Origin of the sequence: Tessaracoccus flavescens, assembly GCF_001998865.1 — a bacterium.
GTDB lineage: Bacteria > Actinomycetota > Actinomycetes > Propionibacteriales > Propionibacteriaceae > Arachnia > Arachnia flavescens.
Genome location: NZ_CP019607.1, coordinates 2,289,672 through 2,302,785 on the forward strand (window position 1 = coordinate 2,289,672; position 13,114 = coordinate 2,302,785).

Sequence of the window (13,114 nt, forward strand, 5' to 3'; positions counted from 1 at the left end):
GACGACGATGGCGCTCGCGTCGGCCCAGGCAAGCGGCGGCCCGCCGGGGGTCAGGAGATGACGCCGAACTTGAAGCCTGCCTCCTTGTAGGCGGCGATGATCGCCGGGACGGACTTGGCCGTGAGCGTCTTGTCAGGCGTGTCGTGGCCGAGGATGACAGCCACGTGGAAGCCCGCGCGGATCGGCTCGGTGGCGTTCTGAACCATCTCGTCGACGCTCGAGGGCCGCGAACTCTTCGGCGCGGAGTCCCGGGTGTCGGCATTCCAGTCCACCCAGTGCACGCCGTGCGAGGCGAGCGCCTCATCCGCACCCGCCATGTTCTTCCACGACATGTGGCCGCCGGGGTAGCGCCAGCCCTCCGTGTTGAACTCGGGGCCGAGGATCGACTGGACGGCCTCGAGCGTCTTGACGTACTCGCTCTCTACGCGCTCGGCGTTGGCCTTCCTGCCCGGGTACAACTTCTTGTAGTCGTGCGACCAGCTGTGCAGGTTGATCGCGTGCCCCTCGGCAAGCTCCTGCTTCAGCAGGTCGGGATTGTCGCCGACGTTGGAGCCGATCACGTAGAAGGTCGCGTGGACACCGGCCTCCTTCAGGGCGTCGAGGATGATCGGCGTCGTGGTCTGGTTCGGCCCGTCGTCGAAGGTCAGGAAGACGATCTTCTCGGTCGGCTTCACCTCTCCCTCCAGCCACTGCTGGACGAGTTGCGCGGGGTAGACGTAGGCCTCGGCCGAGCCGATGTGGTTGCTGCCCTTGACGATCGCGTTCGGATCGCCGGTGTAGGAGGGGCGCGACGAGGGCGTCGCCGTCGGCGTGGCGGAGGCGGACGCGGGGACGCTCGGGGTGGGGCTGGCCGTCGGGCTGGGCGCCGCGGTCGGGGTCGGTGACGCGAGGGCGCTGGGGGAGGCGACGGCGGTCGGGCTCGCGGCGGTCGGCGCGGTCTGTGAGCCCGCCGGCGCGGGTGAGCTCTCGAGTCCTGCCGGCGCGCAGCCGGCTGCTGTGAGAGCGACGGCGCTGAGCGTGGCGACCGCCAGGCGGCGGGCACGGAGTGTGAACATGAATCTGGCCTTCCCAAGTGGGTCGTGGCCGACTCTACGCCCGGAAGGGAGCAGGCCCGAATCGCTCAGACCGTAGTCAGATCAGATGCGACCACGGTCTGACGGATCTGGCTCGAGCGCCGATCAGGCGTTGGGCCAGTCCTCGCCCTCCGGCACCTCGCCGGTGATGATGTAGATGACCCGTCGACCCACCGCGACGGCGTGATCGGCGAAGCGCTCGAAGTAGCGGCCGAGCAGCGCCACGTCGACGGCGCCCTCGATCGAGATGGTGGAATCCTCGGCGAGCATCCGGGTGAACTGGTCGCGGCGCAGCACGTCCATCCGCGAGTCGATCTCGGCGAGGCGCTCGGCGCCCTTGGCGTCGCGCTGGGCGAGCGAGACGCGAGCCTGGTCGATGATCTCGATGGCGATGTCTGCCATCTCGCGGAAGCTGGCCTCGAACTCCTCCGGCACGGCGCGCTCCGGGTATCGGAGACGGGCGATCTTCGCGACGTGGGCCGCGAGGTCACCCATCCGGGCGAGCTCGAACACCACGCGGATCGCGGAGACGATCGTACGCAGCTCACCGGCGACAGGAGCCTGAAGGGCGAGGATGGAGAGGCACTTGTACTCCATCTCCTCGTGCATCCGGTCGAGTTCGGCGTCGTTGGTGATGACGGACTCGGCGCGTCCGAGGTCAGCGGTCAGCAGCGACTCGGAGGCGTCCTTGATCGCCACCTCGACGAGTTCGGCCATGTGGACGAGGCTGTCGAGGATGGAATCGAGTTCCTCGTGGTAGCTGGTGCGCATCGCTGCTCCTTATACACAGGGGTCGCGTCGAGTCTAGCCGGGCTCGACGTCCTCCAAGAGGCTAGGCGACCCAGGTACACACACGTGCATTCCACGTGAACCGTCGGTGAACTCACGGTGAAGGTTCGGGGCCCCGCGCCACAGCGGCCCGTCGGCCCGCCTCACGCCCCGCCCGGCTCGACCTATGATGGCGGCATGAACCCAGCCCTCGCCGGACTGATCGGGGCCGGAGTGGCTCTTGTGGGCTGTCTGTTCTTCTACCTGATCCACCGCGGACGGGAGGGCTGGCGCCAGCTCGAGGCCCAGCGCAACGCGGACAAGGTGTCCCAGGAACTGCGCGACGTGCTCACCCTCATCCCCTCCGGGGTGGTCATGGTGGGGCCCCACGACGAGATCCTCGTGGCGAACGAACAGGCCCTCACGCTGAACCTGGCGCGCGGCAACCGCCTCGGGTTCCCGGAACTCCTCGAGCTCGTCCGCACCGTGCGCGCCAGCGGTGAACCGTACCGCGGCCCCGTCACCCGGGCCATGCTTCCCGGCTCCGATCCGGTCGAGATCCAGGCCCGCCTCGCACCCTTCGACGACGACCGTGTCCTCGTGCTGGCAGACGACGAGTCGTCCCAGCGGAGGGTGGACGCAGTCAGGCGCGACTTCGTGGCCAACATCTCGCACGAGCTCAAGACGCCGATAGGCGCGGTCAGCGTGCTCTCCGAGGCCGTCGAGGCCGCCTACGACGATCCCGAGGCCGTCAAGAAGTTCGCCACCCGGCTCCAGATGGAGACCGCCCGGCTCGCCGAACTGATCAACCAGATCATCGACCTCTCCAGGCTCCAGTCGGAGGACCCGATGCTGGCCAGCGAGGTCGTCGACATCAACGATGTCGTCACCGAGGCGGTCTCGCGTTCGCGCGAACGGGCGAACCAGCGCGAGGTGAGCCTCATCGTGGCACGTACCGGGGAGGCGTTCGTGCTCGGCGACCAGTGGCAGCTCACCGACGCCGTCACCAACCTGGTGCAGAACGCCATCAGCTACTCGGGCGAGCGGGCCCGTGTCACGATCAGCGTCATGTGCGTCGGCACCGACTCCGACCCGCAGGTCGAGATCAAGGTCTCCGACAACGGCATCGGGATCAGGCCGGAGGACCAGGAGCGCGTCTTCGAGCGCTTCTACCGGGTCGACTACGGCCGCTCCCGCGAGTCGGGCGGCACCGGCCTCGGCCTGTCCATCGTGCGCCACATCGCAGGCGCCCACGGCGGCTCCATCCGGCTCTGGTCCCGCCCCGGCCAGGGTTCCACGTTCACGCTCTCACTTCCCACCTACCTCGGCCCGAGGCCCGACGCAGAATCCGACGAGGAATGAAGATGACCCGCATCCTGATCATCGAGGACGAAGAGTCCTACCGCGAGGCGACCAGCTTCATGCTGGCGAAGGAGGGCTTCGAGGTGCTCACCGCAGCCGACGGCACCGAGGGGCTGGCGCTCTTCGACAAACAGGGCGCCGACCTGGTCCTGCTCGACCTGATGATGCCGGGCATCCCCGGGGTGGAGGTCTGCAGGCAGCTGCGCAACCGGGGCAATGTGGCGATCGTGATGGTGACCGCCCGCGACTCCGAGGTGGACAAGGTGGTCGGCCTCGAACTCGGTGCCGACGACTACGTCACCAAGCCGTTCAGCCACCGCGAGCTCGTCGCCCGCATCCGCGCCGTGCTGCGCCGCGGCCAGGACCAGGTCGTCCTCCTCCCCGAGGTCGTCGAGGTCTCCGGGGTGCGCCTCGACGTGGAACGCCACCAGGTCTACGTGGACGGCGAGGAGGTGCGGTTGGCGCTGCGCGAGTTCGAGCTGCTCGAACTGCTGCTGCGCAATGCGGGCCGGGTGATGACCCGCGGCCAGTTGATCGACCGCATCTGGGGGAGCAACTACGTCGGCGACACCAAGACGCTCGACGTCCACATCAAGCGCCTGCGCTCCAAGCTCGAACGCGACCCGTCGAACCCAAAACGACTGATCACCGTGCGCGGCCTCGGCTACAAGTTCGAGGGCTGAGGGAACAGACGACGCCCACCCCGGCCGGGGTGGGCGTCGCGAAGTTGTGGGCGGCTCAGGCCGCGTACTTGTCCCACCACTCCTGGTAGTCGGGGTGGTCGGAAGGCATCACGGGCACGTCGAGATTGACGACCGTTCCGTCGGCGAACGTGACGTCGACGTCTGCGAGCATCCCGGGCGTGAGATCGGGGCTGGAGAACTGGGTGTTCTCGCCGTCGATGTAGATGGTGGCGCCCTTGCGGACCTCCTCGGAGAAGTCCACTGTGACGGGCTTGCCGTAGCTGCCGTCGTAGAGGCCGGGGGCCACCGTGAAGCCTTCGATCGCGATGTCGGCATCGCGGGTGGCGACCGCCCCGAGCAGCATTCCCTTGCCCTCGGCGTCGGCGATGATCAGGAAGTTGCGCAGCTTCACGCCGCCGACGTCTGCCTGCACACCGGCTGCCGGAGGCGCCGAGTACACCCAGTGCCCCTGCGTGCAGGCACTCAGCGCGACTGACATTGCGGCGGTCGCGACGATCGCCGCGATGCGGCGCATGGGCTTGGTCATTGGTCCTCCGTGGGCGCGTAGGGTCACCACATCCTAACCAGATCGGGCCGCCCGGCGCGACGATTGCGCCTGCGGTGAGCCTCTACCCCGGAATGAGGGTCTGGGCCGATTGGGGTCCGCCTGCTAGAATTAGCCCTGGAAAGGGGTCTTCAGGTATGACTTTTTCGATCGGTGAGACGGTTGTTTACCCTAATCATGGGACAGCCGTCATCGAAGACATCGAAAACCGGACCATCAAGGGGGAAGACAAGCTCTTCCTCGTTTTGCGGGTCATTGGCCAAAACGATCTGGTGATCAAGGTGCCGGCCTGCAACCTGGATCTTGTCGGGGTGCGCGACGTTGTCGACGCCGACGGTCTGGAGCGGGTCTTCTCGGTTCTTCGTGCGGAGCACACGGAGGAGCCGGCCAACTGGTCTCGCCGGTTCAAGGCGAACATGGAGAAGCTCCACTCCGGCAATGTGATCAAGGTCTCGGAGGTCGTGCGCGACCTGTGGCGCCGCGATCGTGACAAGGGTCTGTCCGCAGGCGAGAAGCGGATGCTGGCAAAGGCCCGCGCCATTCTCGTCGCAGAGCTCGCGCTCGCGGAGCAGGTTGAAGAGGACAAGGCTGAGATCATGCTGGACGAGGTCCTTGCCTCCTGACCAGCAACCGAACTCTCCAGAACCGGTCGTCGCCGTCGTGGTGGCGGCCGGTTCTGGTTCCCGGCTGGGCGCCGCCCTGCCGAAGGCCCTCGTGGAACTCGAGGGTGTCGCCCTCATCAGGCGCTCGGTAGAGGCGCTGCGCGAGGCGGGGGTGGCTGACATCGTCGTCACCATTCCGGTCGGCTTCCTCCCGCTCTTCGAGGCGGCCCTGCAGGGGCTGTCCGTCACCTTCGTTCCCGGCGGCGCCACGCGCCAGGACTCCGTCCGGGCCGGGCTCGCCGCCCTCACCGCACCCGACGATGCCGTCGTCCTCGTGCACGACGCAGCCCGCGCGCTCGTTCCCGCAGCCGTCGTCCGCGCCGTCGCCGACGCCGTCCTGGCCGGAGCAGATGCCGTGATCCCGGTCGTCCCGGTCATCGACTCGATCCGGAGGGTTGAAGGCGAAGACTCCCACATCGTCGACCGTTCGCCGCTGCGCGCCGTCCAGACCCCGCAGGGCGCCCGGCTCGCCACCCTGCGGACCGCCCACGACCGGATCGCGGAGGAGGGCGTCCAGGTCACCGACGACGCCGCCGTCTGCGAACACCTCGGGATGCACGTGGTCCTCGTCAACGGACACCGAGACTCCCTGAAGATCACCGAACCCGTCGACCTCATCCTCGCCAGCGCCCTGCTGCGGGAAAGGACACCGTGATGCGCGTCGGCATCGGCACAGACGTCCACAAGCTCACCCAAGGCGTCCCGATGTGGCTCGCCGGGCTCAACTTCCCGGACGAGCCCGCGGGGCTCGCCGGTCATTCCGACGGAGACGTCGCGGCCCACGCCGTGTGCGACGCCCTGCTCAGCGCGGCCGGCCTCGGAGACCTCGGGTCGAACTACGGCACGTCCGAACCGGAATGGGCAGGCGCCAGCGGCGTCGCCTTCATCCGGGAGACCGCCCGCCGGGTCCGCGCCGCCGGGTTCCAGGTCGGCAACGCCTCGGTGCAGATCATCGGGAACCGCCCGCACCTCGCCGCCCGCCGCACCGAGGCTGAGGCCCTCCTCTCCGAGGTGCTCGGTGCCCCGCTCAGCATCAGCGCGACAACCACCGACTCCCTCGGCCTCACCGGAAGGGGAGAGGGCGTCGCAGCCATGGCGGTGGCCCTGGTCCAGCAGCCGTTAGGCTGACCCGCGTGAAGAGTCTGCGTCTCAGCTGCCTGCTCGTCCTGGCGACCCTGCTGCTCGTCCTCGGAAGTCCGGCCGCCCGTGCCGACACCTCGGCCGACCGGCTCGATGTCGCGATCACCGTCAACGCGGACGGCTCGATCGACGTCACGGAGGAACTCGAGTTCGGCACCGCGCCGGGGGAGATCCGCCGCGAACTCCCCCTCACCTGGGACATCGACAGTGGCGCCTACTACCGCTACAGCGTCAGCGACGCGTCCGCCACCCTGCCGGGCGGTGAGACCGTCGGCTTCCAGGAGTCCGGAGACGCCCTCACCCTCAACGCCACCCTCGACCAGCCGGGCACGCTGCAGAGCAGCTACCGGGTCGTCGGGGCCACCTCCGCCCAGACCGGGCAGGACGGCGCGTTGTCCGGCATGACCTGGCCTGCGCTGTACGGGCTCTCGGTCGGGGTGAAGCAGGTGCAGGTCACCGTCACCGGGCCGGCACCCCAGATGATGGACTGCGTTGCCGGACCGCTCGCGAGCATCGGCAACTGCGCTGCCATCAGCGGCGGAACCGTCGAGACGCCCAACCCGGTCTTCCAGGACGGCCCGCGCGAGGCGCTCGACGAGGTCGTCGTCACCGTCGGGTACGACCCGGCCGAGGTATCGGCCGACGCCGACCTGCAGCACCGCTGGAGCCTCGACCGCGCCTTCGAGGTGAGCTGGCCCACCGTCGCCTGGGCTCTGGCCGCTGCGCTGATCGGGGCGGCCCTGCTCTACGCGCTGTTCCGGCGCACCGGACGCGACCTGGCAGGCAACGAACCCACCCTCGTGGCCGGGTTCACGCCGATCGGCGACGGTGAGGCGACCTTCGAGGTGCGCGACGCCATCCGTCCCGGTCACGTCGGAACGGTGGCCGACGAGCGCGTCGACCCGCTCGACATCACGGCAACGCTGCTCGATCTCGCGGTGCGCGGTCATCTGCTGATCACCGAACTTCCCCGCGCCCAGCACGGGCTGCTCGACTGGACCCTGCAGCGCCGCGAGGGCCGCGACGAGCTCGCCCGGTTCGAGCAGGAACTGCTCGACGTCGTCACCCCGGCGGGTGAACCCACCCTGGTCTCGCAGCTCCCGGCGAGCCTGTCCGCGGGCATCGGAAGGGTGCAGGACGCGCTGTACGAGGACGTGGTCACCCGAGGCTGGTTCGAGTCGCGGCCCGACTCGACCCGGTCCTCCTGGCGCGTCCGTGGCTGGATCGCGCTCGGGGTGGCAGTCGTCGCTGCCGTGCTGCTTGTCGCGTTCACCAACCTCGGCCTCCTCGCCCTCGTCCTGCTCGCCATCGCGGCAGGTCTCGTGTGGATCGCCGACCGGATGCCGCGCCGCACGGCCGCGGGCTCCGCCCTCCTGCGGGGGCTCCAGGCCCTGTCGGCGGTGCTGGCGACCCAGCCGACCGACCACCTGCCGAAGGGGCGCGAGCTGCCCGAGGCGTCCAGGCTGCTCGGCTACACCGTCGTGCTCGGAAGCAAGGAGCGCTGGATCGAGGCGCTCGTCGCGGCAGACGACGACGTCGAGGCTCCCGACCCCGACGCGCTCGACTGGTACCACGCCCCCGACACCTGGCACCTGCAGGACCTGCCCGCCTCGCTGACCCAGTTCGTGCACACCGTGCAGGGTGAGCTCTTCGGCAGGTGAGCCACCACGAAGCAGAAGTGAAGAGGGCGGGGCGACCGATCGGTCACCCCGCCCTCTTCGCGTGCGTCAGCTGATCAGAGCTCGAGGCCCGGGTACAGCGGGTGCAGGTCGAGCAGACGCTGCGCCTCGGTGAGCGACGCGTCGCGCGCGTCGTCGGTGAGGTCGAACTTCGCCTTGCTCGGTGCACCGGCCGACGTGGTCGTCGGGGTGGTCGACTTCAGCACCGAGACGATCATGTCGGCGACGGCGTCCATGTCGGAGGTGGTGAAGCCGCGGGTGGTCAGCGCCGGGGTTCCGAGGCGGACACCGGTGGTGTACCAGGCGCCGTTGGGATCGTTGGGGACCGCGTTGCGGTTGGTGACGATGCCTGCGTCGAGCAGCGCCGCCTCGGCCTGGCGGCCGGTCAGCCCGAAGTTGCGCACGTCCAGCAGGACAAGGTGATTGTCCGTGCCCCCGGTGACCAGTTGAGCGTCGCGCGACAGCAGGCCCTCTGCGAGTGCCTTGGCGTTGTCGGCCACGTTCTGGGCGTAGGTCTGGAACTCGGCGGTGCGGGCCTCCGCGAGCGCGACGGCCTTTGCTGCCATCACGTGCCCGAGGGGGCCACCGAGCACGAGCGGGCAGCCACGGTCGATGGAGGGCGCGTACTCCTCGGTCGACAGGATCATGCCGCCTCGAGGTCCGCGCAGCGACTTGTGCGTCGTGGTGGTGACCACGTCGGCGAAGGGCACCGGATCCTCGTCACCGGTGAACACCTTGCCTGCGACCAGGCCGGCGAAGTGGGCCATGTCGACCATCAGCACGGCGCCGACCTCGTCGGCGATCTCGCGCATCTTCGCGAAGTTGATCCGGCGCGGGTAGGCCGAGTAGCCGGCCACGAGGATCAGCGGCCTGAACTCGCGCGCCTGGGCGGCAAGCGCGTCGTAGTCCAGCAGCTGGGTCTCAGGGTTGGTCCCGTAGGAGCGCTGGTGGAACATCTTGCCCGAGACGTTCGGGCGGAAGCCGTGGGTGAGGTGACCACCCGCATCGAGCGACATGCCGAGGAGGCGCTGGTCGCCGAAGCGACGGCGAAGGGTCTCCCAGTCGGCCTCGCTCAGCTCCGCGACGCCCTTCGCGCCGAACTCGGCGAGGGCGGGCGACTCGATCTTGTGGGCCAGGATCGCCCAGTAGGCGGTCAGGTTGGCGTCGATGCCGGAGTGGGGCTGCGCGTAGGCGTACTTCGCGCCGAACAGCTCGCGGGCGTGCTCGGCCGCGACCGATTCGACCGTGTCGACGTTCTGGCAGCCGGCGTAGAAGCGGTGGCCGATGGTGCCCTCGGCGTACTTGTCACTGAACCAGGTGCCCATGGTGGCGAGCACGGGGAGGCTTGCGTAGTTCTCGGACGCGATCAGCTTCAGCGAGTTGCGCTGATCGGTGAGCTCCTGGCGGGTGGCCTCCGCGACGCGCGGCTCCACGGCCTCAATCATGCTGAACAGGGTGCGGTAGGCCGCTGAGATCGATTCGAGATCGCTCACAGTTCTCCTCAAGGTAAGTGGGATGTGGCCTACTTTAGCCCCGCGGCCCCCGCCGCGCCCCTCGCCGGCGCGGGGGTGGGCACCCCATGAACTACCCTGACCCCGTGCCACTGACTAGACGATCTGCGCTCGCCCTGCTTGCCGTGGGCGGACTGACCGGCTGCGCCTTCAAGCCCATCTCCTGGGGAGAGCCCACCGGCTCGCCGGTGCCGACGGCGTCGGCCGACGACGCGCTCGAAGTCGCCGAGGACTACTTCAACCAGTCACCCGATTCGGGGGCCAAGATGCTCAACGAGGGCATCACCACCATGCAGCGGATCTCGACTCCGCACTTCGACGCCCGGCTCGACCGCCGCTTCGCCGGGGAGACGCTGAGCGCCCAGACCGTCGCCCAGGTCTTCGAACAGGGCGCCATCCGCGCCCCGCAGGGGTTCGAACTGGTGGCCTTCACCCTCCAGGCCGGGCACCCGTACTACGGAGAGACGGACACGGCACGGGCCGCAGCCGAGATCCTCGTCGCAGAGAGCACCGTCATCCCCCTGACCGCACCGTTCGGTGTGTTCAACGACACCACCCGCCGCTTCGCCCGCGAATGGGTGCTCGTCATCCTGGCCGTTCCCGCCGGCGCGCCGGTGATGCTCCAGATCCGCGATGAGGGCCTCACCGTCGCGGTCGACCTGCGCAGCGGAGCCCCCGTCGTTGACGAGGCCTGGGCCGCAAACACAGGCTTCCGGGAGCGCGTCGGGATCAAGGTCATCGGCGACGACCAGGTGTTCCACCGCACGCTCGCGACCCTGCCGACGGGAGCCCTCCAGAAGCAGACCTCGCGGTTCAGCTTCGGCATCAAGCCGCAGGCGAGCTGGGGCCTCGTCCCATGGAACTCCGAGGACGGCTGGGCGGAGAAGGGCAAGCAGTGGCTGCGGGTCTCGACGGGCGCGCGGGTCGCCTTCGAACCCCCGGGCAACCCGGCGGTGATCATGGACATCGACGTGGTCAACTCGTTCCAGTACGTCGAAGGAACGGCAGCGCCGATCCCCGCCCACCGGCCGAAGACGATCACCACCGAGGCCATCTACAACGGTGAGGCCGTGCTCGATGTCACCTGGCTGGTTCCTGGGATGGAGTCGCGGGCGACCATCACCTGCAACCCCGTCGGGGAGCTGCGGGCCAGGTACTCCGACCACCCGGATGTGAGCGCGGAGTTCACAGGCGCGGCATCACCGATCTCGTTCACCCTCGCCTTCAGCCCCCTCGAAGAGGAGTGGTGAGGGTTCCGGCTGATCAGTCGGCAGACGCCGAGCGCTGCTGCGAGACCTCATAGAGCGCGATCGCTGCGGCGACCGAGGCGTTGAGCGACTCGACGGCGCTGGCGATCGGGATCGAGATCAGCGAGTCGCAGTGCTCGCGCACCAGTCGGGCGAGGCCCTCGTCCTCCGACCCGACGACGATCACGAGCGGCCCGTCGATGCCGGGGGCCCCTGAGACGGGAACCTCGCCCTCGCCTGCGAGGCCGACGATGGTGAAGCCCATCTTCGACGCCTGCTCCAGCGCGCGGTTCAGGTTGGTGGCCATGGCGATCGGCAGCCGCGCCGCCGCCCCGGCCGAGGTCTTCCAGGCTGCGGCCGTCATCGAAGCCGAGCGGCGCGAGGGGATGACGACGCCGGTCGCGCCGAACGCGGCAGCGGAGCGGATGATCGCGCCGAGGTTACGCGGGTCGGTGACCCCGTCGAGCGCCACCACGATGCCGTCGACCTCGAGCGCGTCGGCAAGCACGTCCTCGACGTCTGCGTACTCGTAGGCGGGCAGCTGCAGCGCTACGCCCTGATGGACGAGGCCGCCGGTCACGCGGTCCAGCTCGCCGCGGGTGACCTGCAGCAGCGGCACGCCGTTCTCGGCAGAGAACTTGAGGATGTCCCGGAGCCGGTCGTCGCGCTCGGCGCCCTCTGCGACGTAGGCCTGCTTCACGGGAAGCCCGGCGGTCAGGGCCTCGAAGACGGGGTTGCGCCCGACGACCCAGTCGGCGCCGACCGCGGTGCGGGTCGAGCGGCCCTTCTGCTGGGTTCCGCCGCGGCGCTGTGCGGCCTGCTTCGCCTTGTAGGCCTTGTGGTAGACGCGGTCCTCGGCCTTCGGCGTCGGCCCACGACCCTCCAGCGACTTCCGGATCCGGCCGCCGGAACCGGCCGCCTTCCCCTTACCCTTGCTTGTCGCTCCGCGACGCGATGAGTTACCGGCCATCAGTTCTCGAGGCTCCATTTCGCCCCATCAGGGGTGTCGGTGATCTTCAGGCCGAGACCGGCCAAGGTGTCGCGGATCGCGTCCGCTGCCGCCCAGTCCTTCGCCGCGCGGGCTGCGGAGCGCTGCTCGAGCAGCGCCCCGACGAGCCCGTCGACGACCGGGGTGAGGTCATCGCCCGAGGCGCCGTGCGCCCATTCGGGGGCGCCCGGGTCGAGCCCGAGCACGTCGAGCATCGAGCTGACGGCGAGGAACTGGGAGAGGGTCGCCTTCCGATCGCCGGACGCGAGCGCCTGGTTGCCTGCGCGGATCGCCTCGAACAGGGCGGCTACCGCGGCCGGGGTGCCGAGGTCGTCGTCCATCGCGGCGGCGAAGGCCGCGTAGTGTGGGTTATCCGTGGGTACGGCGGCGGCCCGGCCTGCGTCGGTGAACTCGGCTGCGCGCCGCACGAACGTGTCGATGCGGGTGATCGCCTTCTCTGCCTCGGCGAGCGAGCCGCGGGTCTCCTCGTCGGCGGGGGAGAACTCGATGGTCGAGCGGTAGTGGGGGCTGAGCAGGAAGAACCGGACCGCGCGCGGGTCGTATGCCTTCGTGACCTCGGAGACGAGTGCGGTGTTGCCGAGCGACTTGCTCATCTTCTCGCCCGCCATGGTGACCCAGGCGTTGTGCATCCAGTAGCGGGCGAAGCCGCGACCGGCCGCCGCCGACTGGGCCAGCTCGTTCTCGTGGTGCGGGAACCTGAGGTCGATGCCGCCTCCGTGGATGTCGAAGGTGTCGCCGAGGTACTTGCCAGCCATGGCGGAGCACTCGAGGTGCCAGCCCGGGCGGCCGCGCCCCCAGGGGGAGGGCCAGGACGCCGTCTCCGGCTCGCCCTGCTTGTGTCCCTTCCAGAGGGCGAAGTCACGCGGGTCGCGCTTGCCGCGCGGATCGGCGTCGGCGGCAGGCTCCATCTCGTCGACCTTCATGCCGCTGAGCTCCCCGTAGCGGGGCCAGCTCATCACGTCGAAGTAGACGTCGCCCGAACCGTCGGGGGCGACATAGGCGTGCCCGGCGTCGATCAGCTGCTGCGTGAGCTCGAGCATCTCGGGCACGTGGCCCGTCGCGCGCGGCTCGTAGGTGGGCGGGATGCAGCCCAGCGAGGCGTAGGCGTCGTGGAGTTCCCGCTCGAACCGGTACGCGAGCGCGAACCAGTCCTCACCGTTCTCGGCCGACTTCTGCAGGATCTTGTCGTCGATGTCGGTGACATTGGCGACGACCTTCACCGTGAAGCCCTTGTGCTGCAGCCAGCGGCGCAGGACGTCGAAGACGACCTCCTTGCGGATGTGGCCGAGATGCGGCGAGGCCTGCACGGTGAGCCCGCAGTGGTAGATCGACACCTCGTCCTCGCGCAGGGGGACGAACTCGCGCACGGAGCGCGTGGCGGTGTCATAGAGCCTCACGGGGAGGAAGTTTACCGT

13 protein-coding genes are annotated in these 13,114 nt (G+C 69.2%); 7 read left to right on the top strand and 6 right to left on the bottom strand.

The window, feature by feature from the left end:
- Positions 1 to 50: 50 nt before the first annotated feature.
- Both BW733_RS10950 and phoU read right to left on the bottom strand, forming a co-directional pair.
- Entirely contained in the window at positions 51 to 1,055 is a 1,005-nt protein-coding gene (locus BW733_RS10950) for a polysaccharide deacetylase family protein (protein ID WP_077350454.1), read from the bottom strand.
- A gap of 123 nt (positions 1,056 to 1,178) precedes the next feature.
- Positions 1,179 to 1,844: a phosphate signaling complex protein PhoU gene (gene phoU, locus BW733_RS10955; RefSeq protein WP_077350456.1), complete on the bottom strand. Its 666-nt coding sequence runs from the start codon at positions 1,842 to 1,844 to the stop codon at positions 1,179 to 1,181.
- Between the two features lie 195 nt (positions 1,845 to 2,039).
- Here phoU and BW733_RS10960 point away from each other — a divergent pair, with 195 nt between their 5' ends.
- Together BW733_RS10960 and BW733_RS10965 are read left to right on the top strand one after the other, a co-directional pair.
- A complete protein-coding gene (locus BW733_RS10960; RefSeq protein ID WP_077350458.1) occupies positions 2,040 to 3,203 on the top strand; it encodes a sensor histidine kinase in 1,164 nt (387 codons plus the stop codon).
- 2 nt (positions 3,204 to 3,205) lie between these two features.
- Positions 3,206 to 3,886, top strand: coding sequence for a response regulator transcription factor (locus tag BW733_RS10965; protein WP_077352910.1), 681 nt, complete (start codon positions 3,206 to 3,208; stop codon positions 3,884 to 3,886).
- Between the two features lie 55 nt (positions 3,887 to 3,941).
- Here BW733_RS10965 and BW733_RS10970 read toward each other — a convergent pair whose 3' ends face one another.
- Positions 3,942 to 4,433: a hypothetical protein gene (locus BW733_RS10970; RefSeq protein ID WP_077350460.1), complete on the bottom strand. Its 492-nt coding sequence runs from the start codon at positions 4,431 to 4,433 to the stop codon at positions 3,942 to 3,944.
- A 155-nt stretch (positions 4,434 to 4,588) separates the two neighbouring features.
- Here BW733_RS10970 and BW733_RS10975 point away from each other — a divergent pair, with 155 nt between their 5' ends.
- From BW733_RS10975 to BW733_RS10990, 4 genes are read left to right on the top strand one after another with little or no spacing between them, the layout of a single operon-like run.
- Positions 4,589 to 5,074, top strand: a complete 486-nt coding sequence (locus BW733_RS10975) for a CarD family transcriptional regulator (RefSeq protein ID WP_077350462.1) — start codon at positions 4,589 to 4,591, stop codon at positions 5,072 to 5,074.
- On the top strand, positions 5,064 to 5,768 hold the full coding sequence (gene ispD, locus BW733_RS10980; RefSeq protein WP_202970181.1) for a 2-C-methyl-D-erythritol 4-phosphate cytidylyltransferase: 705 nt from the start codon (positions 5,064 to 5,066) through the stop codon (positions 5,766 to 5,768). Before BW733_RS10975 ends, ispD begins: the two co-directional genes overlap by 11 nt.
- On the top strand, positions 5,768 to 6,241 hold the full coding sequence (gene ispF / locus BW733_RS10985; RefSeq protein ID WP_077350464.1) for a 2-C-methyl-D-erythritol 2,4-cyclodiphosphate synthase: 474 nt from the start codon (positions 5,768 to 5,770) through the stop codon (positions 6,239 to 6,241). The genes ispD and ispF overlap by 1 nt, the downstream gene beginning before the upstream one ends.
- Before the next feature lie 5 nt (positions 6,242 to 6,246).
- On the top strand, positions 6,247 to 7,914 hold the full coding sequence (locus BW733_RS10990; RefSeq protein ID WP_161490210.1) for a DUF2207 family protein: 1,668 nt from the start codon (positions 6,247 to 6,249) through the stop codon (positions 7,912 to 7,914).
- 74 nt (positions 7,915 to 7,988) lie between these two features.
- Here the strand turns inward: BW733_RS10990 and BW733_RS10995 are convergent, their stop codons facing one another.
- A complete protein-coding gene (locus BW733_RS10995) occupies positions 7,989 to 9,377 on the bottom strand; it encodes a glycine hydroxymethyltransferase (RefSeq protein WP_237268399.1) in 1,389 nt (462 codons plus the stop codon).
- Between the two features lie 152 nt (positions 9,378 to 9,529).
- Between BW733_RS10995 and BW733_RS11000 the strand changes: the two genes are divergently transcribed.
- Complete coding sequence (locus BW733_RS11000; protein ID WP_152024673.1) at positions 9,530 to 10,693, top strand: hypothetical protein; 1,164 nt, start codon at positions 9,530 to 9,532, stop codon at positions 10,691 to 10,693.
- 13 nt (positions 10,694 to 10,706) lie between these two features.
- On the opposite strand, the gene rlmB is transcribed toward BW733_RS11000, so the two are convergent.
- Positions 10,707 to 11,660: a 23S rRNA (guanosine(2251)-2'-O)-methyltransferase RlmB gene (rlmB, locus tag BW733_RS11005; RefSeq protein ID WP_077350472.1), complete on the bottom strand. Its 954-nt coding sequence runs from the start codon at positions 11,658 to 11,660 to the stop codon at positions 10,707 to 10,709.
- The gene (gene cysS / locus BW733_RS11010; RefSeq protein WP_077350474.1) at positions 11,660 to 13,096 is read right to left on the bottom strand and encodes a cysteine--tRNA ligase; all 1,437 of its coding nucleotides are present in this window, start codon (positions 13,094 to 13,096) and stop codon (positions 11,660 to 11,662) included. The genes rlmB and cysS overlap by 1 nt, the downstream gene beginning before the upstream one ends.
- Positions 13,097 to 13,114 lie beyond the last annotated feature (18 nt).